This window comes from Rathayibacter sp. AY1D5, assembly GCF_002932515.1.
Classification (GTDB): domain Bacteria; phylum Actinomycetota; class Actinomycetes; order Actinomycetales; family Microbacteriaceae; genus Rathayibacter.
In genome coordinates this window covers 85432-108656 of sequence record NZ_PSVU01000001.1, presented here as the reverse complement: position 1 = coordinate 108656, position 23225 = coordinate 85432, and the positions used below count along the sequence as shown (strand labels likewise).

The following is a 23225-nucleotide window of genomic DNA, read 5'->3' as shown; positions in this document are numbered from 1 at the left end:
GACGGCGACGACGCGCCGCGTCGTCTCGGACGCGTCCGCGCCGGGGGCGGGACGCTCGTCGGGGCTCGCGCCCGTGTTCTCAACCGGTGGCAAGGGAGCCTTCCGTCTGGTGGCCGCCCAGGACATGGGCGTGCACGTGGAACACGGTCTGGCCCGCCTCTTCGCCGGAGTTGAAGACGAGGCGGAACTGACCGTTGCTGTGGGCGTCGGCGAGCGACTGGGCGACCTGCACCATCTCGGCGAGCAGGGCGGGATCGGCGGCGGCGAGGGCGGCGACCGTGGCGTGCTCCTGGGTCTTCGGGAAGACGAGGAGGTGGACGGGCGCCTTCGGCTCGATGTCGGTGATCGCGAGGATGCGCTCGTTCTCGAACACCACATCGGCCGGGATCTCGCCCTGGACGATTCGCGTGAAGACGGTGGGTTCGCTCATGCACCCATCTTAAACGGGGCCCGTGCGCGACGGGTGCCGCGTTCGCCCACGGCACCCTGCTCCGGCGCCCCGAGTCGGCTGTGGAGGAGCGTCACCAGCGGCCCAGGCGGGCCGAGAGGACGGCGATGGCGGCGGGACCTGCGGTCGAGGTGCGCAGGACGGAGTCGCCGAGCGCGACGGCCTCGGCGCCCGCCTCCGCGAGCAGCCGCAGCTCCTCCGGAGCGATGCCGCCCTCGGGCCCGACGACGAGCACCAGGTCGCGTCCGTCCGGGACCACCTGGGAGAGCCGCGCCTGCGCCGAGGGCTCGAGGACCAGCACGCGGGACGTCGCGGCGCGCGCGACGAGACCGCGCACCTGCTCGAGCGGCGCGACCTCGGGCACCCGGGGGCGCAGCGACTGCTTGCTCGCCTCGCGCACGATGGCGCGCCAGCGCTCGCGCCCCTTCTCCTCCTTCGGGCCGGACCACCGCGAGATCGACCGCGCGGCCTGCCACGGGACGACCTCGTCCACCCCGAGCTCGGTCGCCGCCTGCACGGCGAGCTCGTCGCGGTCGCCCTTCGCGAGGGCCTGCACGAGGACCAGGCGCGGGGACGGCACCGGGGACTCCTGCACCGACTCCACGACGAGCACCACTCGCGCCGGCTCCGCGCTCTCGACGACCGCGGTCGCGACGAGTCCGCGCCCATCCCCGACCCGGACGCTCTCGCCCGCGCGGATCCGGCTGACGGTCGCGGCGTGCCGTGCCTCCGCGCCGGTGAGCGCGAGCCGGCCCCCGACGATGAAGCCCTCGGAGTCCAGCGACTCGTCGATGTAGTGGTGCGCCACGGGCTCAGCCCAGGAAGCGGTCGCGGAGCTTGGAGAACAGGCCCTGCTGGAAGTGGGTCAGCGCGGGCTTCTGCGGCTTGTAGTGCTTCGCCAGCTCCTGGACCAGCTCCCGCTCGCGGTGGCCCAGCTTCGTCGGGGTGACGACCTGGATGCCGATGCGGAGGTCGCCGCGTCCGCTGCCGCGCAGGCGCGTGACTCCGCGTCCCTTGATCGTGACGATCTCGGTGCTCTGCGTGCCCGGCTTGATCTCGATCTCGATGTCCCCGTCGAGCGCCTTGAGCGACGCCGTGGAGCCGAGGATCGCGTCCGTCATCTGCACCTCGAGGGTGCAGAGAAGGTCGTCGCCGTTGCGGCTGAAGACGTCGTGGTGCTTGACCTTGATCTCGAGGTACAGGTCGCCGTTGGGGCCGCCGGCCGGGCCGACCTCGCCGCTGCCGGGCATCTGCAGGCGCAGGCCCGTGTCGACTCCCGCGGGGACGTCGACGGGGATGGTGCGGCGGGCGCGGACGCGTCCCTGGCCCTGGCAGGTGGAGCAGGGGGTCGCGATGACGGTGCCGTAGCCGCGGCAGGTGCCGCAGGGGCTGGCCGTCATCACATTGCCCAGGAGCGAGCGGACCGTGCGCTGGATCTGGCCGGAGCCGTGGCAGATGTCGCAGGTCACCGGCGAGGTGCCGGGCTGGCAGCACGAGCCCTGGCACGTCTCGCAGAGCACCGCCGTGTCGACCTCGAGGTCGCGGTGGGTGCCGAAGATGACCTCGTCGAGCGAGACCTCCACGCGCAGCAGGGCGTCCTGGCCGCGCTCGCGGCGGGAGCGCGGCCCGCGAGACGAGCCCTGCGCGCCCTGCCCGAAGAAGGTCTCGAAGATGTCGCCGAACCCGCCGAAGCCCTGGCCGCCGCCGCCGAAGCCCTCCTGGGGCCCGCGGTCGTACTGCGCCCGCTGCTGGGCGTCGCTCAGGACGTCGTAGGCGTGCGTGACGAGCTTGAAGCGCTCGGAGGCGTCCGCGCTCGGGTTGACGTCGGGGTGCAGCTCGCGGGCGAGTCGGCGGTACGCCTTCTTGATCTCGTCGGCGGAGGCGTCGCGGTCGACGCCCAGCACTTCGTAGTGATCGGCCACAGGTGGCTTCGTCCTTCGTTCGTGGGTCGGTGGGCCGGGCACGGCGCACCGGGGGGATCCGGCGGGGGCCGGGAGGTCGGGCCTACTCCTCGCCGAGGAGGCGGGAGAGGTAGCGGGCGACGGCGCGCACCGCGGTGATGTTGCCGGAGTAGTCCATCCGGATCGGGCCGAGCACGCCCAGGCGCGAGACCTGGCCGCCCGCGGTGTTGTACCCGCTCGTGAGCACCGAGGTCTCCTGCAGCCCGAACGGCGCGTTCTCGCGGCCGATGCGCACCGAGATGCCCCGGGGGTCCGGGGTCATCTCGGCGAAGAGGCGCAGCAGCTCCACCTGCTCCTCGATCGCCTCGAGCACGGGGTAGATGCTGCCCGAGAAGTCCTCCTCGGTGCGGACGAGGTTCGCGGCGCCGGCCATGACCAGGCGGTCCTGCCGGTTGGCGCCGACCTGCTCGAGCAGGGTCTGCACGATCGGCGTCAGCACGTGGCGCCGCTCGGGGCTGAAGCGCTCCGCGACGGAGCCGAGCGTCTCGGCCGCCTGCTGGAGCCCGAGGCCCAGCACGGCCGTGTTGAGCTTCGCGCGGATCTCGCCGAGGAGCGCGTCGTCCACGTCCTCCGGGGTCTCGAGCACGCGCTGGTCGACCCGGCCGGTGTCGGTGATCAGCACCGACAGGAGGCGGCGGGGAGCGAGGGCGACGAGCTCCACGTGGCGCAGCCGCGCGGCTCCGAACGACGGGTACTGCACGAGCGCGACGCTGTTGGTGAGCTGCGAGAGCAGGCGGACGGTCTTGACCAGCACCTCGTCGAGGTCCGGGCTCTGCCCGAGGAACGTCTCGATCGCCTGGCGCTGCGCGGAGGTGAGCGGGCGCAGGTCGGCGAGCTGGTCGACGAAGAGGCGGTAGCCCTTATCGGTCGGCACGCGGCCGGACGAGGTGTGCGGAGCCGCGATCAGCTCCTCCTCCTCCAGCTGGGCCATCTCGTTGCGGATGGTGGCGGCCGAGACGCCGAACGCGTGGCGCTCGACGATCGACTTGGAGCCCACCGGCTCCCGGTTCGCCACGTAGTCCTGCACGATCACGCGCAGGACCTGGAGACCGCGCTCCGTGACCATACGACCGACCTCCCGCCGGACTCCGAGTGCCCGCGGGCACGACCGTCTGCGGCGCTGACGCCGCGCGGAGCCTGGCACTCCGCAACTCTGAGTGCCAATCATAACCGGGAGGCGGACCGCCCGGCGGGGTTGCGCGGGGATCGGCCGGGGTGCACTCCTGCAGGGCCGCGGGGAGGAGCCCCGTCATCCCCGAGGAGGAGGTCCCGCGCGGCCCGGTGCGGAGGGAGTCGCCGCATGCCACGATGGACGCCGAGCGCACGGGGGACGCCCGTCGCCGCCGCCGGAACGGAGACCATCATGTCGGCCACCCCTCCCCCGCCCCCCGTCTACGGGACCCCGGCTCCGCCGCTGAACCCGGCGGACGAGAAGACCTGGGCGATCGTCACGCACGTGACCGGCATCTTCTTCAGCTTCCTGCCCTCGCTGATCGTCTTCCTGGTCTTCAAGGGGCGCGGACCGTTCCTCGAAGCGCACGCCAAGACGGCCCTCAACTTCCACCTGACGACGCTGATCGCCTACGTCGCCGGGACGATCCTGTCCTTCGTCCTCGTCGGCTTCATCGTGTTCCTGGTCGTGCCGATCCTGGTGATCGTCTTCGCGATCATCGCCTCGGTGCGCGCCAGCGCGGGCGAGTACTACACGTACCCGCTCAGCATCCCGTTCTTCAAGTAGCCGCGGAACCGGGGCGGCCGTGCGCCTGCCGCCCCGGGATCCGGCCTCAGCCGTCGGTGAGGCGCCGCACGACCGCGTCGGCCAGCAGACGGCCGCGCAGGGTCAGCACGATCCGCCCCCGGAGCGCCGCCCGGCCGTCGACGAGGCCGTCGGCGATGAGCCCCGCCACCTCGCTGCGCCGACCGGCGTCGATCGAGTCGATCGGCAGCCCGTCCGCCAGGCGCGAGCGCAGCAGCACGTCCTCCACCCGCCGCGTGCCCGCGTCGAGCGTCTCCCGCCCGGCAGCGGGCGAGGCCCCGGTGCTCAGCCGGTCGGCGTAGGCCGCCGGGTGCTTCACGTTCCACCAGCGCACGCCCCCGACGTGGCTGTGCGCCCCGGGGCCGACGCCCCACCAGTCGTGGCCGAGCCAGTACGAGAGGTTGTGCCGGGAGCGGTGCGCGTCGTCGCGCGCCCAGTTGCTGACCTCGTACCAGGAGTACCCGGCCGCGGCCAGGCGCGCGTCGGCGAGCTCGTACATGTCGGCCGTGAGGTCGTCGTCCGGGGTCGCGACCTCGCCGCGGCGGATCTGCCGGGCGAGCTTCGTGCCGTCCTCCACGATCAGGGCGTAGGCCGAGAGGTGGTCCGGCCGGTTGGCGAGAGCGGAGTCGAGCGAGCGCTCCCAGTCGGCGAGGGACTCCCCCGGTGTGCCGTAGATGAGGTCGAGGCTGACCTGCAGGCCGGCCTCCCTCGCCCACTCGACCACGAGCGGGACCCGCTCCGGGTCGTGGGTGCGCTCGAGCGTGGCGAGGACGTGCGGCACGGCCGACTGCATCCCGAAGCTGACGCGGGTGAAGCCCGCCTCGGCCAGCGCGCGGAGGTAGGCGGCGTCGACGGAGTCCGGGTTCGCCTCGGTGGTGATCTCGGCGTCGGGCGCGACCCCGAAGTGGGTGCGGAGGCCGTCTAGCATCCGCACCAGGTCGCCGGCGGGCAGGAGGGTGGGCGTCCCGCCGCCGAAGAAGACCGTGCGGGCGGGGCGTCGGGGCAGACCCGCGCGCTCGAGCACCTCGGCACCGAGAGCCATCTCGGTGATCGCCTCGTCGGCGTAGTCCTGCTGCTTCGCCCCGCGGAGCTCGGTCGCCGTGTAGGTGTTGAAGTCGCAGTACCCGCAGCGGACCCGGCAGAACGGCACGTGCACGTAGAGGCCGAGGTCGCGCTGCTCCACGCCGTCGACGACGGACGCGGGCAGTCCGCCGTCGAGCGGAGCAGGATCGGCGATCGGGAGGGCGCTCCCCACGTCAGCTGACGCGCGCCGGCAGCAGCGCGCGCAGGTACTTGGCGACCTGGCGCTTCTGCACGGCGCGCAGCACCGGCGCGCCCAGGCGGTAGAGGCGGGTGGAGGGTCGCGAGAAGACCCGGATGACGAGCCAGACCGAGTCGTCCGCGCGCTTCTCGACGACGAAGGACTCCTCGCCGCTCTCGGGGTGGCCCTCGAGAGTGCCGTAGGCGAAGCCGACCTGGTCGGGCTCGTCGACGACGTAGACCACGCGCACCGGGGCGTCGAAGACGCGGCCGAGCAGTGTCACGCGGAGCACGGCGGTCACGCCCGCGGTGATGTAGGGGGTGCCGTCGGGAGCGAAGTGCTCCTCCGTCGGCCGGCTGACGAGGTCGATCGGGGTGCCCGCGGCGTCGAAGTTGACCCCGGTGTACTGCACGCCGCTGCCGCTGGTGATGTCGGTCACCTCGATGCCGCTGCCGCGCTGCACGCCCCAGGTCATCAGGGAGGCGGTGGTGATGGCGAAGCGCTCGTCGCCCGAGCCGAGCCGGGCCTCGAAGCGCTCGGCCGTGAAGCCGTCCGGCGGGTACTCGAGCAGGTCGGGGGCCAGAGTGCCGCCGACGGCCGCGTAGGTGACCTGCGGCTGGCCCTCGAAGTTGGAGCGGCGGATGCTCACGTCCCGACCTTCTTCCCGGACTCCTCGAGCGCGGCGCGCGTCGAGTCCGCGTGCCGGGTGGTGCTGTCCATCCGACCCAGCGTATCCGACCGTCGCCGCCCCGAGCCGGGAACGACGGAGGGCCCTCCCCCGCCGGAGCGGGAGGAGGGCCCTCGTCGTGGTGCGGGTCGGGTCAGCTGCAGGGCGTCAGCTTCGCCACGGCGTCCGAGAGGGTGCCGGTGCCGCCGAGGAGGACGACGCGCGTCGCTCCGCCGGCCTTGATGTCCTGCAGCACCTTGACCGGCACGCAGGTCGGGGGCACGGCGAAGAGGGGGCTCCCCGTAAGCCCGGCGGCCGCGGCTCCCGCCAGAGCGTCGGGGAAGTTCTCTCCGGTGGCCAGGAACACGGTCTTCGACCCGCGGGGGAAGGCCGCCAGGTTGAGCTGCTCCGAGGTGTCGTAGCGGTCGACCCCGCCGATGCGGTTGACGACCGGTCCGGCCGGCACCGTGAGGGAGTTCTGGATGCCGGCGCTGACCGACAGCTCGGATCCCGCGATGGTGAGCACCGGCGGCCGGAGCCGCGTCAGGATCCCGACAGTGGTCGGGTCGGCCGCCGGGAGGCCGCCGTTCACGAGGACGACGGGGGCGGAGTTCTTGCCCGCGGCGGCGGTGGCGCTGAGCGCGTCGGGGAACTTCTCGCCGGTCGCGAGCCAGGCCCCCTTCGGCGAGGTGCCGAAGGCGCTCTCGATGATCTTCCGCGACGTGTCGTAGCGGTCGGTGCCTCCGAGGCGGAAGACCCTCCCGTTCGCGTACTGGCCGAGGTCGGTCGCGAGGGCGTCGCTGACGCTGAGGTCGGAGCCGACGACGACGATCCGCTGGGGCTTGAGACGGGTGAGCTCGTCGCGCACGACCTGGCTCACAGAGTCGCGGTCGACCAGGAGGAGCGGGCCGCCCTGCTTCGCGGCGGCGGGACCGGCGCTGAGCGCGTCGGGGAAGTTCGCGCCGGTGGCGATGTAGACGACGGGGACGCCGGGGGTGTCGAAGGTCGCCTTCGAGATCTCGACGGCGGTGCCCTGGCGGTCGGTGCCCGCGAGGCGGACGACCTCCAGGCCGGTGCCCGGCGTCGGGGTGGTGGTCGACGGGACGACGCGCAGCGGCGCGCGCACGATGACACCGGTGCCTGCCGGCTGCTCGCCGCCGCGGCTGAGCCCCTTCACCTCGACGGACGGGGCGCCGAGCGGCGTCGTGTCGCTGAAGGTGAGGTAGCGGTCGAAGAACTCCTGGGTCGGGGTGATCGCGATGCCCCGGCCGTCCTGCACGACCTTGGGGACGGCCTTCAGGCGGCCACCGTCCTCCGTTCCGACCGTGGCGCTGAGGCCCGCGAGGTCGAAGAAGCCGGGGACACCGGAGTCGAGGACGATGACGTCGCCCGCGCCGGCCTCGGTGACAGTGCCGCCGCCGGCCCAGAATTCGCCGCCGGCGCGCTCGGAGGAGGTGGACGTCGACAGGTCGAGGTCGGCCTCCGCGGACCCGCTCGCAGCAGTCACCTGGAGGTCGGCGGAGAGGGCGAGGACGAAGCCGGTCCGGTCGACGCCGGCCGGAGCGTACGCGTCGTCCGCCTCGTCCTCGGCGCCGTTCAGGAGGAGCGAGAGCGAGGTGCCTCCGAAGGAGCCGGCGGCGCGTCCGATCGGGATCTGGATCGAGTTGGTGGCGGTGTCGACGACGGATTCGCCGCTCTCGAGGTCCGTCGCGGTGCTCCTCAGCTGCCACGTCACGACCCGGTAGCCGGGGTGCGACCACTCGGTGAAGGTGTCGGGAGCGGTGGAGTCGGGCAGCTCGACGGTCAGCGTGGTCGCGTCTGCGGCCACCGGAAGCGGCACGTCGGTGCCGAACCGGGCGCTGTCCGACCAGGAGTAGGGCGCGGGCGCGACCGGGATCACCTTGTTCGCTGCCGAGGCCGGTCCCGCCGCCACCAGCGATCCCGCTGCGACGGCCGCGATGCTCGCGAGCGCCGCCCCCGTCCTGATCCAGCGCTTTCTCGTGCTCGTAGGCACCACGGACTACCACCCTTCGTCATGGTGGAGGACCGGTCGTCGACGCTGCAGCCCCCCGTGCGGATCGATCTCGATCCACGGCCGCGTCCTGGCGTCCGAAAGCTATCGGTCCGCTGTGAGGCGCCGCAATCCCCGCGGACACGATGTCCCGGACGGGGGGTGCGTCACCCGTCCGGGAGGGGGGACGGGCGCCGGCGACGGGGCTCGCGCTACTTCTTGTCCTTGGTCTCGACGTCGCCCGAGAGCGCGGCGATGAACGCCTCCTGGGGGACCTCGACGCGGCCGACCATCTTCATCCGCTTCTTGCCCTCCTTCTGCTTCTCGAGGAGCTTGCGCTTGCGGGTGATGTCGCCGCCGTAGCACTTGGCCAGGACGTCCTTGCGCATCGCGCTGATCGACTCGCGGGCGATGATCCGGGCGCCGATGGCGGCCTGGATCGGCACCTCGAACTGCTGACGCGGGATCAGCTTGCGCAGGCGCCCCGTCATCAGCACGCCGTAGGCGTAGGCCTTCTCCCGGTGCACGATCGCGCTGAACGCGTCGACCTGCTCACCCTGCAGCAGGATGTCGACCTTCACGAGGTCGGCCTCCTGCGAGCCGGCGGGCTCGTAGTCGAGCGAGGCGTAGCCGGCGGTCTTGGACTTGAGGTTGTCGAAGAAGTCGAAGACGATCTCGCCGAGGGGCATGTGGTAGCGGATCTCGACCCGGTCCTCGCCCAGGTACTCCATGCCGATCAGGGTCCCGCGGCGGCTCTGGCAGAGCTCCATGATCGTGCCGACGTAGTCCTTCGGCGCGAGGATCGCGGCCTTGACGATCGGCTCCGTGACGGCGGCGATCTTGCCGACGGGGAACTCGCTCGGGTTCGTGACGGTGACGGTCTTCTTGTCCTCCGTCGAGACCTCGTAGATGACCGAGGGCGCCGTGGTGATGAGGTCGAGACCGAACTCGCGCTGCAGGCGCTCGGTGATGATCTCGAGGTGCAGGAGGCCGAGGAACCCGCAGCGGAAGCCGAAGCCGAGCGCCACCGACGTCTCGGGCTCGTAGACGAGTGCCGCGTCCGAGAGCTTGAGCTTGTCGAGGGCCTCGCGCAGGTCCGGGTAGTCGCTGCCGTCGATCGGGTACAGGCCCGAGAAGACCATCGGGAGCGGCTCGGTGTAGCCGGGCAGCGCCTGCGTCGCGGGCTTCGACGCCGTGGTGACGGTGTCGCCGACCTTCGACTGGCGCACGTCCTTCACACCGGTGATCAGGTAGCCCACCTCGCCGACCGCGAGACCCTGCGTCGCGACGGGCTCGGGGCTCGACACGCCGATCTCGAGGATCTCGTGCGTGGCGCGGGTCGACATCATCTGGATCTTCTCGCGCGGCGAGAGCTTGCCGTCGATCATCCGGACGTAGGTGACGACCCCGCGGTAGGCGTCGTACACGGAGTCGAAGATCATGGCGCGCGCAGGGGCGGAGGGGTCGCCGACGGGCGGCGGGATGAGCTCGGTGACGCGGTCGAGCAGCGCCTCGACGCCCATGCCGGTCTTGCCGGAGACGCGGAGGACGTCGTCCGGGTCGCCGCCGATCAGGCTCGCGAGCTCCTTCGCGTACTTCTCGGGGTCCGCGGCCGGCAGGTCGATCTTGTTCAGGACAGGGATGATCGTGAGGTCGTTCTCGAGCGCGAGGTAGAGGTTCGCGAGCGTCTGGGCCTCGATGCCCTGCGCCGCGTCGACCAGGAGGATCGCGCCCTCGCAGGCCGCCAGCGAGCGGCTGACCTCGTAGGAGAAGTCGACGTGCCCCGGAGTGTCGATCATGTTCAGGGCGAACGTGCGCCCGTCGCGCTCCCACGGCATCCGCACGGCCTGCGACTTGATCGTGATGCCGCGCTCGCGCTCGATGTCCATGCGGTCGAGGTACTGCGCGCGCATCGCCCGGTCCTCGACGACACCCGTGATGCCGAGCATCCGGTCGGCGAGGGTGGACTTGCCGTGGTCGATGTGGGCGATGATGCAGAAGTTGCGGATGGACGCCGGATCGGTCGCGGCGGGCTCGAGCCCGGAGTGTGCACGTGGAGACATCGTGGGACCAGTGTCCCATGCCCGGCGGCGGAGGCCGGGACCGGCGGCTACAGATCGAGTCCATAGGTGCGGGTGGGCTCGACGCCGGGCGGGTTCTCCCGCTCGCCGAGGCGGACGAAGCCCATGCTCTCGTAGAGGGCGTGCGCGGTGGTCATCAGCGTGCCGCTGTTCATCACGACCCGCTGGAGGCCCCGCTCGGCGGCGAGCATCACGACGAACTCGGTGAGCAGCCGCCCGAGACCCCGCCCGCGTGCCTCCGGGGCGACGGCGAGCAGCCGCCAGTCCAGCTCGCCGGGGCGGCCGAGCTCGTACAAGTTCGCGCCCGGGCGCGCAGTGGTGACCGTCGCGAGGATCCGCCCGTCGCCCTCGACGGCGACCCAGACCTCGCCCTCGACGTCGTGCCGGGCGACCGCGGCGACGTCGGCGGCGTACTCCTCCCCCAGCTCGTAGTCGTGGGCGTAGGCGGCGAGCCGCAGGCGCGAGACCTCGTCGTACTCCTGGGCCCGGACGCGCCGGACCAGCACCTCGGCGGCGCTCATCCGCGCACCGGGGCCGGGAGAGCGCGCAGCCCGTGCTCCAGCGCGGCGGGGTCAGCGGCGAGGCAGACGCGGATCCAGCCCTCGCCGGTGCGGCCGAAGGCGCTGCCGGGAGCGACGGCGACGAGGGTCTCGAGGAGGAACGACTCGACCCAGGAGGCGACGTCCCCGCCGGTCGCGTGCGCCATGTCGATCCACAGGTAGAACGCGCCCTCGGGCTCGCGGTAGGCGATCCCCCGCTCGTCGAGCACGCCCGTCGCGAGCCGCAGGTTGGCGAGGTAGTGGTCGGAGGCGGCGGCCACCGCGTCCTGCGGCCCGGTCAGAGCGGCGAGGGCGGCGCGCTGGTCCGGAGTGGCGACGCAGCTGATCGCCGCCTCCTGCACCGTGACCATGATCGACGTGAAGCCGGGAGGCGTCACGAGGTAGCCGACGCGGACGCCGGTCATCGCGTAGGTCTTCGAGAAGGAGAAGACGCTGAGGACGCGGTCGGCGTCGTCCCCGCGCTCCTGCGCGATCGCCGCGAGGCTCACGTGCGGGCGCCCGTAGGTGAAGTACTCGTAGACCTCGTCGCTGAGCACCCACAGGTCGTGGCGCCGGGCGATGTCGAGCAGGCGCTCGAGGACCTCCCTCGGGAACACCACGCCGAGCGGGTTGGACGGGCTGTTGACGATCAGGACGCGGGTCCGGTCCGTGATCAGGCGCTCGACCTCCTCGGGATCGGGGAGGAAGGCGTTCTCAGCGCGCAGCGTGTACGGCACGGGCACGGCGCCGATGGTCCGCGCATTGGTCGTGAAGACGGTGTAGCCCGGGTCGGGGATGAGCACCTCGTCGCCGGGCCCGAGCAGGAGCGTCATCGCCTGGTGCAGCGCCTGCGTGGCGCCGACGGTCACCCACACCTGCTCGACGTCCGCCTCGATGCCGTTGTCGCGCGCCAGCTTCTCCACGATGGCCCGCCGGAGCTCGGGCACGCCGCCGTTGGGCCCGTAGCGGGTGTCGTCGGCCGCCCACGCCGCCCGGGCCGCCTCGATGATGTGCGGCGCGGTCGGCACGTCGGGCTCGCCCACCGCGAGGAGGGTGACTCCATCGAGCCGCAGCGCGATCTCGAACAGGTGGCGGATGCCCGAGGGCGGCACCGCGGAGAGGTGATCGGCGAGACGGGGCACCGGCGTCACGTTACCGGCGGGCCCGGGCCGCGAGACGCCGCGGCGGTCCGCCTCCCCCGGCGTGTCGCCCGGCGGGCCCGACCCGGACGGCGCCGCACTCGCGGGCGCGGCGCGGTTGAAGGGTGACGACGGGTGCGCTAAAGTTCCTTGTTGGCTTGCGCTCCCCCTCCGGACACCCGGCAGGCGTGGAGTGATCAGAAGCCGGCGACCTCCAGTCGCACCGCAGGGCGTTCAGACGCCCGCGGAAGGGGCACTCCGTCGAGTAGCCGGCTGCACACACGCACATCCGAGAAGAAGGTAATCCACGTGGCAAACATCAAGTCGCAGATCAAGCGCAACCTCACCAACAAGAAGGCGAACGAGCGCAACAAGGCCGTCAAGAGCGAGCTGAAGACCGCCATCCGCTCGGTCCACACCGCCATCGCCGCCGGCGACACCGAGAAGGCCGGCACCGCCCTCGCCTTCGCCGCCAAGAAGCTCGACAAGGCCGCCAGCAAGGGCGTCATCCACAAGAACCAGGCCGCGAACCGCAAGTCGGCCATCGCGAAGCAGGTCGCCGCGCTGTAATACTGCGCGAAGCGGAAACGACGAAGGGTCCGGCCTCTGGCCGGGCCCTTCGTCGTTTCCGCTTCGCGGTCGACGGGCTCCTCGTGCCTCGTCGCCCGTCGCGCAGTCGGCTTCCGCGCTTGGTTGCGGTGGGAGGAGCGGGTTCCGTTCCGGGTACGTCGATCCGCTGACACGCGGATCGCCGGTGACCCTGCGAGGGCATCGTCCGGCTCTCGATCGGCTGCGGCCCGGTCGGCTACCGCGGAGGGTCGCGGGGGGAGGAGCGGAGAGCGTTTCGGGGTACGACGATCCGCTCGCACGCGGATCGCCGGTGACCCGCACCGATCTCGACGAGCTCCTCGTGCCTCGTCGCCCGTCGCGCAGTCGGCTTCCGCGCTTGGTCGCGGTGGGAGGAGCGGGGAGCGTTCCGGGTACGACGATCCGCTGACACGTGGGTCGCCGGTGACCCTGCGAGGTCGTTGTCCGACTCTTCGTCGGCCGCGGTGCGACCCTGCGAGGGGAGGTGATCCCCTCACTGCTGGTCGAGTGGACGCGGAGCGGCGTATCGAGAACCGCCGGGGACGAGGTCGGTGCGGATCGCGGGCGCAGGGTCTTTCGGGCGGGTCAGAGGCCCCGGGCGGAGACGACGGAGACCATGCGCTCGAGGGCGTACACGGGGTCGCGGGTGGCGCCCTTCACGTTCGCGTCGGCGTCGGCGACCGTCAGGATCGCGGTGCCGAGGCCCTCGCCGGTCCAGCCCTGCAGGTCGCGCCGGGCCCGGTCCACCTGCCACGGAGCGAGGCCCAGACGCGAGGCGACCTGGCCCGAGCCCTCGCGCGAGCCGGCGACCTTCGCCATGGTCCGCAGCTTGCTCGCGAACGCGGCGACGATCGGTACCGGGTCGGCGCCGGAGGCGAGGGCGTGGCGGAGCCCGAGCAGCGCCTCGCCGTGACGGCCCGCGATCGCGGAGTCGGCGACGGTGAAGGCCGTGGTCTCGACGCGGCCGCCGTAGTACTTCGCCACGGTCGCCTCGGTGATCTCGCCGGTGACGTCGGACAGCAGCTGCTGGCACGCCGACGCGAGCTCGTCGAGGTCGTCGGAGAAGGCAGACACCAGGGCTCGGACGGCACCGGTGGTCGCCGTGCGGCCGGCGGTGCGGAACTCGGCGATCGCGAAGTCGACCTTGTCGCTCTCGCGCTTGAGCTCGGCGCAGACGATCTCGATGCCGCCGCCCGTGCCCGAGCGGATGGCGTCGAGGAGCTTCTTGCCCCGGTTGCCGCCGCCGTGGCGGAGCACCAGGGTCGCCCCGTCCGCGGGCGCCGAGAGGTAGTCGAGGGTCTCGAGGAGGAACGCGTCCGTGCACTTCTCGACGTTCGAGACGCGGATGAGGCGGGGCTCGTCGAAGAGGGACGGGCTCGCGAGCGTCAGCAGCTCCCCCGGCGCGTAGCCGCCGGCGTCGATGTCGCTGACCTCGAGGCTCGGATCCTCGGCCCGGAGGAACTCACGGAGGAAGCGCAGCGCGCGGTCGGCGAGGAACTGCTCCGGGCCGGTGATCAGCACGATCGGCGCCGGCCGGGTCTGGTTCCAGGCGAGCTGCGGGATCGCCGCCTTCGAGGGCGCTGCCTTCGCGCGCGCCGGGGCCCTGCCTGCCATGCCGTGTCCTTCCGTGCCGCGCCCGTCCGAGCGCCCTCCACCCTACGGCCCGCTCACGGCGCCCCGAGGCCGCCGCGGGAGCCGTCGCGCCGCTCACCCAGACCGCGATCCCGTCGCTGCGGGACGCGAGCACGACCGTACCCTCGACATCCGACCTCAGCGCCTCGACCCCGCGCTCGGCCAGCAGAGCGAGGAGCGACGGATTCGGATGTCCGTAGTCGTTCTCCGCCCCGACGGAGATCAGCCCGACAATCGCGCCGAGCGCGTCGTAGAGGGCGGGCGACTGGTCGGCGGAGCCGTGATGCGCGACCTTGACGACGTCGACCCGGCCGACCGGCAGCCGGGAGACGCGTCCCTGCTCCTGCTCGCCGAGGTCGCCCAGGAGCGCGACGGAGAGCGGGCCGCCGCGGGCGTCCGGGCCGATGTCGACCCGGAGGGTCACGCTCGCCTCGTTCCCCCGCAGCGCGCTCCGCCGCTCCGGCCACTCGACCCGCCAGCGCAGCGAGCCGAGCGCGCCGCTGTCGCCGCGGACCGCCTCCTGCACGGCGACCCCCGCGCCGGTGAGCGCCGCCCGGTCGCGCTCGTCGTCGCGGCCCGCGGCGGGCCCGACGAGCGCGGCGTCGGTCCGTCCGAGGACGGCCTGGAGCCCGCCGACGTGGTCGAGGTCGTAGTGAGTGAGCACCAGCAGCGGGATCCGGTCCACTCCCATCAGGCGGAGGCAGGCCTCGAGCGGTGCGGGCTCGGGCCCCGTGTCGACGAGCAGCACGCCCGCGTCTCCGCGGAGGAGGACCGCGTCGCCCTGCCCGACGTCGCACATCGCGACACGCCAGTCCTCGGGAACCGAGGCGGCGCGGAGGAGCGGCGTGGCGACGGTGGTGCCGCCGGCGGCGGCGATCGCGCACGCCAGCCCGACGGCGGCGACCCGGCGCACCCGCGCGAGCCGCGGCGACTGCGTGACGAGCACGAGGGCGAGCAGGGTCAGCACGGTGAGCGCGAGCGCTCCTCCCACTCCGGGCCACCAGGCGATCCTCGGGGCGGGCCACGAGTCGACGGCGCGGGCGATCGAGGCGATCCACCAGGCGGGGACGGCGGCGAGCCGGATCGCCGCGTCGGCGGCTCCGGGCCACCAGGGAGCGAGCAGGCAGCCGATGAGCCCGAGCCCGGTCGCGGCGGGTGCCGCGGGCTCGGCGAGCAGGTTGGCGAGCACTCCGTACACCGGCACCGACGGGTCCACGAGCAGCAGCACGGGCTGGCAGGCGAGCTGCGCCGCGGTCGGCACCGCGAGCAGCAGGGCGAGAGGCCGGGGCAGCACTCGACCGAGAACGCCCGCGATCGGCTCGGCGAGCAGCAGGAGTCCGGCGGTGGCGAGGACGGACAGCACGAAGCCGAGCCTCCCCGCGATCGAGGGGTCGGCGGCCACGAGCACGACGACGGTCGCGAGCAGGGCGGGCACGGCCGCTCCGGAGCGACGCCCGAGCCGCGCGAGGAGGACCACCGTCGCCATCATCGCGGCCCGCACCACGCTCGGCTCGGGGGTCACCAGCACGACGAAGCCGGCGAGCAGGGCGAGGGCGGCGACGGTCCGGAGGCGGCGCCCGGCGCCGAGGAGCGCCACGATCGTCCAGCCGGCGACCACCACCACGGCGCAGTTGGCGCCCGAGACGGCGGTCAGGTGGGTGAGTGACGCGGTGCGCATCGCCTCCTCGAGCCCCGCGTCGAGCGCGGACGTGTCGCCGGTCGCGAGGCCCGGCAGCAGACCCGCCACGTCGCCGCCGACCAGCGCCGCGCGTTCGAGGAAGCGCGAGCGCAGCACCTCCGCGACGGCCGCCGCTCCCCCGGGACCGCGCCGGTCCTCAACGGACGCCGCTCTCAGCATCGTCGCCTCGCCGACGGACCCCTTCTGCGCCGCAGCACGCGCCTCCAGGTCGAGCTCGGCGCCCACGGGCAGACGACCGCCGGGATCGGCGAGCAGCACGCGGACGGGGGCCGCGGTCGACGCGTCTCCCACCCGCAGCGCCGTCGCGTCGAACCACACTCCCCCGGTCGCGAGCGGTCGGGCACCCGTATCGACGCGCACGGTGACCGGAGTGAGGGCGCGATCCTCCTGGGCCTCCCGCAACAACGCCGGGTGGCCACCGGGCGCCGCAGCGACGACGGAGGTGAGGGCCAGGGCGGCACCCGCGCCCGCGACGAGCACCGCTCCGACCAGCCGCCCGCCGAGACCGCGCCGGAGCAGGACGCACGCCGCCCCGAGGAGCACCCAGCCCGCGGCGCACCACGAGAGGCCCCCGTCGAGCACTGCCGCGACCGGCAGCATCCCGGCCGCCCACGCGGTGGTCCAGGCGGCCACCGCTGCCGGCAGGAGCCGCAGGTCCGCCGCCCGCACGCTCCTCACGGCGCGACCTGGTCGCGGAACGCGGCGAGCGTCTTCTCGCCGATCCCGGGGACCTCGAGCAGCTGGTCGACGGAGGAGAACGGGCCGTTCGCCTCCCGGTGGGCGACGATCTTCTTCGCGGTCGCCGGGCCGATCTCGGGCAGCTCCTCCAGCTGGGCGGCCGTCGCCGTGCTCAGGCTCAGCACGGATCCGGCGGCGGAGGCCCCTCCCGGAGCGGATCCGCCCGGAGCCGCTCCCGCCGCGGCCGGCGCCGCTCCCACGGCCGGCACGACGATCTGCTCGCCGTCGACGAGCCTCCGGGCCAGGTTGACCGCCGCGCGCTCCGCCGACTCGTGGAACCCGCCGGCCGCGGCGACCGCGTCCGCCACCCGCGCCTCCGGCGACAGGACGTACAGCCCCGGGGCGGCGACCTCGCCGGCCACGTGCACGTAGAGCGACTCGGCCACCGCAGCGGGCGCATTCGTCGTCACGGCGGGCTCCAGGACGCGCTCGTGCCCGCTCGACCGCGCTCCGGCGAGCAACACCGCGACGACCGCGGCGCCGATCACGAGCACGACCGCCGCTCCCACCCCCACGCGCCAGCGCGGGCGGGCGCGCCGGGGCCGCAGCAGCGCCGTCGGCTGCTCGTCGTCCGTCCCGCTGGTCTCTGGCATCCGACGACGGTAGGACCCGGAGCGGGAGCCCCGCGGGCGGCCGAGGCCGTTCCAGGGACAACTTCCCGATTCGCGTCCTGTGAAGGAGACGCCGAGGTCACGGTGGTGCAGCCATCTCGAATGCGCGGCTCGCGAGATTCGTGTCCCATCGCTCTCTTCCTCGTGTCTTCGGAGAACGAGGACTCCGCAAGAGTAGAACACTCTCGATATCCATAAATCCTCGTCCTGAATCGCCAGGGAGAGCGTGAAAGAAACCGTGGGAAGGAAGCAGTAGACAAGCTAGGCTCCGTTACATGAGCGAGCCGATAGATCCCACGACGACGAAGCCGCCAGGCGACCCGTGGAGATCCGGTCGATTCTGGCGGATGACTGTCGCTCTCATACTGACGATCGGCTATGCGATCGCCGCCGTGTGGTTCTACAGGGAATGCAGCGGGATCCGACTTTATGAGGGCGGAGCGTTGCAGAGCACGTCTCTGACGTGCGCCCCTCCTGATCTGAGCAGTGCGTCCGTTCTTGCCCTGGTCCTCGTCGTCGTCGCACTCCTCTGGCCCGACCTCTCCGAGATAGCGGTTCTCGGCATTTCTTTGAAGAGACGAGTCGAGGCCGTCGAGGCGGGTGGCGAGGTTATCCGGGACGAGGTGGAACTCCTGCGCAACACTGTGCAGCTCCAACTCGTGCAGCAGGACGCCTCCGCTTCCGCCAGCACCACGACGTCGACCATCATTCACAACTATCCCACCCCCTGGAATGCTGAGGACAGCTTGAACCTCCAGGGCGTGAGCGGATCCGGCACCGGATTGGCTCCCGAATCCACCGGCTCGAGCAAGGAAGAACGGAGTAACTCGGATCTCGTCGTCGACATTCTGCGCGAATACGAGTCTCTCGCCACGCAAGTGGGATTCAATGCCGTGCGTGGACGAGGACGGCCGAGCCTGGCCGAGGCCGACCGGAGGAAGAGGGAGACGAATTTCGTCTCGAATCACGCGGACGCCATCCGGACCGTTAGGAACCTGCGGAATGCCGTCGCTCACGCCCAAGAAGTTCCACGACGAGACCTCGAACGTGGAATCGAACTGCTCGAGGAACTGAACACCGAGGCGGCCAAGGCCCTTCCGGCCTCCGAGGGGGAACCCGAGCAGAGCTGACCCTCAGGCGAGCGTCATCGAGCAGATCGTGCGCACGACGGGGCCCCTCCTGCGAGAGGAGGAGCCCCGTCGGGACGGATCGGCGGCTAGACCGCCTTCGTCACCAGGTTCACCAGGCGCGGCGCCCGCACGATCGCCTTCACGACCTCGCGGCCGACGAGAGCCCGGGCGACGCCGGCCGTGGCGCGCGCCTTCTCCTCGAGCTCGTCGGAGGAGATCTTCGGCGAGACCTCGAGCCGGTCGCGGACCTTGCCGTCGACCTGCAGGATCGCCGTGACCTTCTCCTCGACCAGCAGCGACGGGTCGGCCTTGCGCCACAGCGCGTGCGCGACGGTGCCCTCGTAGCCCAGGCGGTGCCACATGTCCTCGGCCGTGTACGGCGCGAACAGGTTGAGAGCCATCGCGACCACCTCGACCGCCTCGCGGACCGCGGGGTCCCCGGCTCCGGCGCCCGAGTCGACGACCTTGCGGGTCGCGTTGACGAGCTCCATCAGCCGCGCGACCACGACGTTGAACTTGAACGCCTCGATCAGCGACGGGGACTCCGCGAGGAAGCGGTGGGTCTGGCGGCGCAGAGCCGCGTCGCCCGACTTCCACTCGACGTCGGGCCTCGAGGTGACGTCCTTCGCCAGGCGCCAGGCGCGGGCGAGGAACTTCGCGCTGCCGCCGGGCGAGACGTCGGCCCAGTCGATGTCGTCCTCGGGCGGGCCGGCGAACGCCATCGTCAGGCGCACGGCGTCGACGCCGAACTCGTCCAGCTGGTCCGAGAGGCGGACGATGTTGCCCTTCGACTTCGACATCGCCGCGCCGTCCATCTGCACCATGCCCTGGTTGAGCAGCGCCGTGAACGGCTCCGTGAACGACACGTAGCCCAGGTCGAACAGCACCTTGGTGATGAAGCGCGCGTACAGCAGGTGCAGGATCGCGTGCGTCACGCCTCCGACGTACTGGTCGACGGGCGCCCACTTCTCGGCGAGCTTCGGATCGAAGGCCTGCGTGTCGTCCTTCGGCGAGAGGAAGCGGAGGAAGTACCACGAGGAGTCGACGAAGGTGTCCATCGTGTCCGGGTCGCGGCGCGCGGGCGAGCCGTCCACCGGGTGCGGCACGTTCACCCAGTCCTCCGCCGCTCCGAGCGGCGACGAGCCCTTCGGCTGCAGATCGAGGCCGTCGGTGGAGGGCAGGACGACGGGCAGCTGGTCCTCGGGCACCGGCACGAGCTCGCCGTCGGCTCCGTGGATGATCGGGATGGGGGTGCCCCAGTAGCGCTGACGCGAGATCAGCCAGTCGCGCAGGCGGTAGTTCTTGGCCGAGCGGCCGCGGCCGCGCTCCTCGAGCATCCTGATGACGCGCTCGATGGCGGTGCGCTTGGAGAGCCCGTCGAGCGGCCCGGAGTTGATCAGGCGGCCGTCGCCGGTCAGCGCCTCGCCGGTCGTGGCGGGGTCGAGCGAGTACTCCTTCTCGAGCGCGGCCAGCTCCTCCGGATCCTCGGGGATGACCGGGATCGCCCCGGTGACGGAGGCGTTGGTGTCGACGACCACGCGCACGGGCAGGTCGAAGGCGCGGGCGAAGTCGAGGTCGCGCTGGTCGTGCGCGGGCACGGCCATGACGGCTCCGTGGCCGTAGTCGGAGAGGACGTAGTCGGCGGCCCAGATCGGCAGCCGCTCGCCGTTCACGGGGTTCACCGCGTAGCGGCCGAGGAACACGCCGGTCTTGGGGCGGTCGGCGGTCAGGCGCTCGATCTCGCTCGACTTCTGCACCGTCTCGAGGTAGCTGCGGAACGTGTCGCGGATCGCGGGCTCGGAGCCCTCGACCAGCTCGGAGGCGAGGTCGGAGTCGGGTGCGACGACCATGAAGGTCGCCCCGTAGAGCGTGTCGGGGCGCGTGGTGAAGACGGTGACGCGCTCGTCGCGGCCCTCGATCTCGAACTCGACGTCGGCGCCGATGGAGCGGCCGATCCAGTTGCGCTGCATGGCGATGACCTTCGACGGCCAGGAGCCCTCGAGCTGGTTCAGGTCGTCGAGCAGCCGGTCGGCGTAGTCGGTGATCTTGAAGTACCACTGCGTGAGCTTCTTCTTGACCACGACCGCGCCGGAGCGCTCGGAGGTGCCGTCCGCCAGGACCTGCTCGTTCGCCAGGACCGTCTGGTCCACCGGGTCCCAGTTGACCCAGCTGTCCTTGCGGTAGGCGAGGCCCTTCTCGTACATCTTGAGGAACAGCCACTGGTTCCACTTGTAGTACTCGGGGTCGGAGGTGTGCAGCACGCGGTCCCAGTCGAAGGACGCGGCGTAGCGCTTCATCGAGCGCTTCTGCTGCTCGATGTTGTCGTAGGTCCAGGTGACCGGGTTCAGCCCGCGCTTGATCGCGGCGTTCTCGGCGGGCAGGCCGAAGCTGTCCCAGCCGATCGGGTGGAGGACGTTGAAGCCCTGCTGGCGCCAGTAGCGCGCGATCACGTCACCGAGCGCGTACGCCTCGGCGTGGCCCATGTGCAGGTCGCCCGAGGGGTACGGGAACATGTCGAGCACGTACTTGCGGGGGCGCTTGTCGTCGGGGTCGTCCGTCGCGAACGGGCGCGTCTCCTCCCAGATCGGGAGCCACTTCTCCTGGAGCGCTCGGAAGTCGTAGCGCTCCTCGTCGCTCGCGCCGGTCTGCCGGGAGGTGTCTTCTGCCACAGGTGCTTCTCACTTCTGAAGGAGGGGGAGAACGCGCACGCGTGGGCGGCTGCGTTCGACCATCAACCCTACTGGCCCCGCGCGCACGGCAGACGAACGCGGCGCCCGCTCACTCCTCGGCGGCGCCCAGCACCGCGAGGAGCGCCCGCGCCTTCAGCCGCGTCTCCTCGACCTCCTCCTCCGGCACCGAGAGCGCGGTGATGCCGCCGCCGGTCCCCAGGCGGGCGCGCTCGCCGTCGAGCACGAGGGTGCGGATCGTCATCGCGAGGTCCAGCGAGCCGTCCGAGCCCAGGCGGCCGAAGGCGCCGGAGTAGACGCCGCGGGGACCGCCCTCCCACTCCCGCAGCAGCTCCACGGCCCGGCGCTTGGGCGCTCCCGTCATCGAGCCGGCCGGGAAGAGGGCTGCGATCAGCTCGGCGATCCCGACGCCGGGCGCCCGGCGGGCCGAGACCTCGCTGACCAGCTGGTGGACGTGCGGGTAGCTCTCCACCTCGAGCAGGCGGTCGACGACGACGGAGCCGGGGGCGGCGATCCGGGCGAGGTCGTTGCGGACGAGGTCCACGATCATCACGTTCTCGGCCCGCTCCTTCACGCTCGACACGAGCTCGTCCCGGAGCGCGCGGTCCTCGTCGGCGTCCCGGCCCCGGGGGCGCGTGCCCTTGATGGGATGCGTGGCGACGCGTCCATCGGCCCCGCCGGTGAGGAACCGCTCGGGCGAGGCGCTGACGAGCGCGAGCGGGCCGAGGCGGATCAGCCCGCCGTGATGGCTCGGGCTGGAGCGGCGGAGGCGACGGTACGCCTCGACCGGATCGAACCGGCCCTCGACGACGATCTCGTCGGTGAGGCAGAGCTGGTAGGCGTCCCCCGCGCGGATGGCCTCCTGGCAGCGGCCGATCAGCGCCGTGTACTCGGCGGCGGAGTGACGGCGGACCGGGACGCCGGCGGGCTCGGGATCCGCGGGGTCCGCGGGTGCGAGCGCGCCGACGAGCTCGAGCAGGCGCACGGTGAGCTCCTGCGCGTCTCCTGTCGCGACCAGGCGGACGGTCCGGGTGCCGTGGTCGAACTCGAGCACGGGGTCGCCCCGGAGCAGGGCGAGGGCCGGCGGATCCGCGGGGCCGGTCGGCGCCGAGGGCAGGGAGACGGAGGCGGCTCCCGCCTCGTAGGAGATCCAGCCGTAGCGGCCGAGCGCGCGGTCGCCCGCGGGGGCCTCGTCGTCGATCGCGGCGAGCGCCGCCGCCACGTCGCCGCCGGCCTCGACGAGGAGCACGTCCTCGCGGGCGCACGCCCCGAGGTAGGAGCGGCCGCTCGTCGCTCCGAGGCCCGAGTCGAGCCAGAACGACGCCTCGGCCGTGGCGAACAGGGCGTGGTGCGCGAGCTCCGGATCGACCCAGGGCAGCTCGACCGAGCGGACGTGCCGATCCTCCGAGACCACTGGGCTAGCGTAGGCGGTCGTGGACGGCGAGCAGGTTCGGGAGTGGGACGGGCGGGCCCTGACGACCGTTCCCGAGCCGCCCGGCACGTCCCTGGACGCCGCCGACTCCTGGCTGGTGGACGAGGGACGGGTCCGCGGGCTCGACCTGCACCGCGAGCGGTTCGCCGCCTCCGTCGCCTCGGCGGGCGGGCACCCGGACGTCGAGGCGTTCCTCGACGCCGCGATCGCCGCCCTTCCCCGCGAGGGCCGCTCCTTCCCCCGCGTCGAGCTCTCGGGTGGCGCCCTGCGGCTCCGGCTGCGACCCGCCCCGCCGACGACCCGCTCCGTGGTGCTGTGGACGAGCCCGGTGGATCCGCGCCGGACACCCTCCTGGAAGGGGCCGGACATCGCACGTCTTGCCCTCCTCCGCACGCGCGCGCACGCCGCGGGAGCGGACGAGGCCGTGCTGCTCGACGCCGAGGGCGCTGTCATCGACGGAGCGAGCAGCGCGATCCTGTGGTGGCTGGGCGACGCGCTGGTCGTCCCTCCGGCGACGAGCACCCGCGTGCGCAGCGTGACGGCTCGCACCGTCTCGGTGCTCGCCGGCGCGCTCGGCGTGGACGTGATCGAGGCCCCGGCCGAGCCGGAGTCGCTCGAGGGCCGTGAGGTCTGGACGGCCAACGCCCTGCACGGTCTGCGGCTGGCGACCGCCTGGGCGGACGGACCGGCGCTCGCCGCGGAGCCGGGCCGCCTGGACGCCTGGCGGAAGCGGCTGGACGCTCTCAGGCGGCCTCTCCCGGCGCTCTGACCCGCGGAGGACCTCAGCTCCCGCGCGTCCCCCAGACGGAGGGCCCCCGTTCCGGTCGCACTCGTGCGTCCGCCGT

General features: G+C 72.5%; 19 protein-coding genes. 4 read left to right on the top strand and 15 right to left on the bottom strand.

Features of this window, described 5'->3' with window-relative positions:
• Nucleotides 1-79: 79 nt before the first annotated feature.
• The 4 genes from C5C82_RS00480 to hrcA form a co-directional block, all read right to left on the bottom strand.
• Nucleotides 80-430: an HIT domain-containing protein gene (locus C5C82_RS00480; protein WP_104225201.1), complete on the bottom strand. Its 351-nt coding sequence runs from the start codon at nucleotides 428-430 to the stop codon at nucleotides 80-82.
• Between the two features lie 91 nt (nucleotides 431-521).
• Nucleotides 522-1256 carry a 16S rRNA (uracil(1498)-N(3))-methyltransferase gene (locus C5C82_RS00475; RefSeq protein WP_104258276.1) on the bottom strand — a complete coding sequence of 245 codons (735 nt, stop codon included), beginning with the start codon at nucleotides 1254-1256 and terminating at the stop codon, nucleotides 522-524.
• Between the two features lie 4 nt (nucleotides 1257-1260).
• Nucleotides 1261-2370, bottom strand: coding sequence for a molecular chaperone DnaJ (gene dnaJ, locus C5C82_RS00470; RefSeq protein WP_104225203.1), 1110 nt, complete (start codon nucleotides 2368-2370; stop codon nucleotides 1261-1263).
• 82 nt (nucleotides 2371-2452) lie between these two features.
• Complete coding sequence (gene hrcA / locus C5C82_RS00465; RefSeq protein WP_104223131.1) at nucleotides 2453-3475, bottom strand: heat-inducible transcriptional repressor HrcA; 1023 nt, start codon at nucleotides 3473-3475, stop codon at nucleotides 2453-2455.
• A gap of 297 nt (nucleotides 3476-3772) precedes the next feature.
• Between hrcA and C5C82_RS00460 the strand changes: the two genes are divergently transcribed.
• Nucleotides 3773-4147 carry a DUF4870 domain-containing protein gene (locus tag C5C82_RS00460; protein ID WP_104223130.1) on the top strand — a complete coding sequence of 125 codons (375 nt, stop codon included), beginning with the start codon at nucleotides 3773-3775 and terminating at the stop codon, nucleotides 4145-4147.
• A 46-nt stretch (nucleotides 4148-4193) separates the two neighbouring features.
• Here the strand turns inward: C5C82_RS00460 and hemW are convergent, their stop codons facing one another.
• From hemW to C5C82_RS00430, 6 genes are all read right to left on the bottom strand, one after another.
• Nucleotides 4194-5420, bottom strand: a complete 1227-nt coding sequence (hemW, locus tag C5C82_RS00455) for a radical SAM family heme chaperone HemW (RefSeq protein ID WP_104354448.1) — start codon at nucleotides 5418-5420, stop codon at nucleotides 4194-4196.
• A gap of 1 nt (nucleotide 5421) precedes the next feature.
• Complete coding sequence (locus tag C5C82_RS00450; protein WP_244229440.1) at nucleotides 5422-6075, bottom strand: DUF1990 family protein; 654 nt, start codon at nucleotides 6073-6075, stop codon at nucleotides 5422-5424.
• A 172-nt stretch (nucleotides 6076-6247) separates the two neighbouring features.
• Nucleotides 6248-8110, bottom strand: a complete 1863-nt coding sequence (locus tag C5C82_RS00445) for a cell wall-binding repeat-containing protein (protein ID WP_104292948.1) — start codon at nucleotides 8108-8110, stop codon at nucleotides 6248-6250.
• Between the two features lie 206 nt (nucleotides 8111-8316).
• Nucleotides 8317-10167 (bottom strand): translation elongation factor 4, encoded by a 1851-nt coding sequence (lepA, locus tag C5C82_RS00440; RefSeq protein ID WP_104223127.1) that lies wholly within the window; start codon nucleotides 10165-10167, stop codon nucleotides 8317-8319.
• A 47-nt stretch (nucleotides 10168-10214) separates the two neighbouring features.
• Nucleotides 10215-10706, bottom strand: coding sequence for a GNAT family N-acetyltransferase (locus C5C82_RS00435; RefSeq protein ID WP_104223126.1), 492 nt, complete (start codon nucleotides 10704-10706; stop codon nucleotides 10215-10217).
• Nucleotides 10703-11866 (bottom strand): pyridoxal phosphate-dependent aminotransferase, encoded by a 1164-nt coding sequence (locus tag C5C82_RS00430; protein WP_104248213.1) that lies wholly within the window; start codon nucleotides 11864-11866, stop codon nucleotides 10703-10705. Before C5C82_RS00430 ends, C5C82_RS00435 begins: the two co-directional genes overlap by 4 nt.
• Before the next feature lie 306 nt (nucleotides 11867-12172).
• Here C5C82_RS00430 and rpsT point away from each other — a divergent pair, with 306 nt between their 5' ends.
• Nucleotides 12173-12433: a 30S ribosomal protein S20 gene (rpsT, locus tag C5C82_RS00425; RefSeq protein WP_097165711.1), complete on the top strand. Its 261-nt coding sequence runs from the start codon at nucleotides 12173-12175 to the stop codon at nucleotides 12431-12433.
• A 603-nt stretch (nucleotides 12434-13036) separates the two neighbouring features.
• On the opposite strand, the gene holA is transcribed toward rpsT, so the two are convergent.
• From holA to C5C82_RS00410, 3 genes are read right to left on the bottom strand one after another with little or no spacing between them, the layout of a single operon-like run.
• Nucleotides 13037-14014, bottom strand: coding sequence for a DNA polymerase III subunit delta (gene holA / locus C5C82_RS17900; RefSeq protein ID WP_258059737.1), 978 nt, complete (start codon nucleotides 14012-14014; stop codon nucleotides 13037-13039).
• On the bottom strand, nucleotides 13914-16460 hold the full coding sequence (locus C5C82_RS00415; RefSeq protein ID WP_146085937.1) for a ComEC/Rec2 family competence protein: 2547 nt from the start codon (nucleotides 16458-16460) through the stop codon (nucleotides 13914-13916). Before C5C82_RS00415 ends, holA begins: the two co-directional genes overlap by 101 nt.
• Complete coding sequence (locus tag C5C82_RS00410; protein ID WP_104354446.1) at nucleotides 16457-17113, bottom strand: helix-hairpin-helix domain-containing protein; 657 nt, start codon at nucleotides 17111-17113, stop codon at nucleotides 16457-16459. The genes C5C82_RS00415 and C5C82_RS00410 overlap by 4 nt, the downstream gene beginning before the upstream one ends.
• Nucleotides 17114-17406: 293 nt before the next feature.
• Here C5C82_RS00410 and C5C82_RS00405 point away from each other — a divergent pair, with 293 nt between their 5' ends.
• Complete coding sequence (locus C5C82_RS00405) at nucleotides 17407-18261, top strand: hypothetical protein (protein ID WP_146085936.1); 855 nt, start codon at nucleotides 17407-17409, stop codon at nucleotides 18259-18261.
• 86 nt (nucleotides 18262-18347) lie between these two features.
• Here C5C82_RS00405 and leuS read toward each other — a convergent pair whose 3' ends face one another.
• Both leuS and pabB read right to left on the bottom strand, forming a co-directional pair.
• Complete coding sequence (gene leuS, locus C5C82_RS00400; RefSeq protein ID WP_104354444.1) at nucleotides 18348-20930, bottom strand: leucine--tRNA ligase; 2583 nt, start codon at nucleotides 20928-20930, stop codon at nucleotides 18348-18350.
• 109 nt (nucleotides 20931-21039) lie between these two features.
• A complete protein-coding gene (gene pabB / locus C5C82_RS00395) occupies nucleotides 21040-22362 on the bottom strand; it encodes an aminodeoxychorismate synthase component I (protein ID WP_104354443.1) in 1323 nt (440 codons plus the stop codon).
• A gap of 19 nt (nucleotides 22363-22381) precedes the next feature.
• Between pabB and C5C82_RS00390 the strand changes: the two genes are divergently transcribed.
• Nucleotides 22382-23149 carry an aminotransferase class IV gene (locus C5C82_RS00390; protein ID WP_258065870.1) on the top strand — a complete coding sequence of 256 codons (768 nt, stop codon included), beginning with the start codon at nucleotides 22382-22384 and terminating at the stop codon, nucleotides 23147-23149.
• Nucleotides 23150-23225 lie beyond the last annotated feature (76 nt).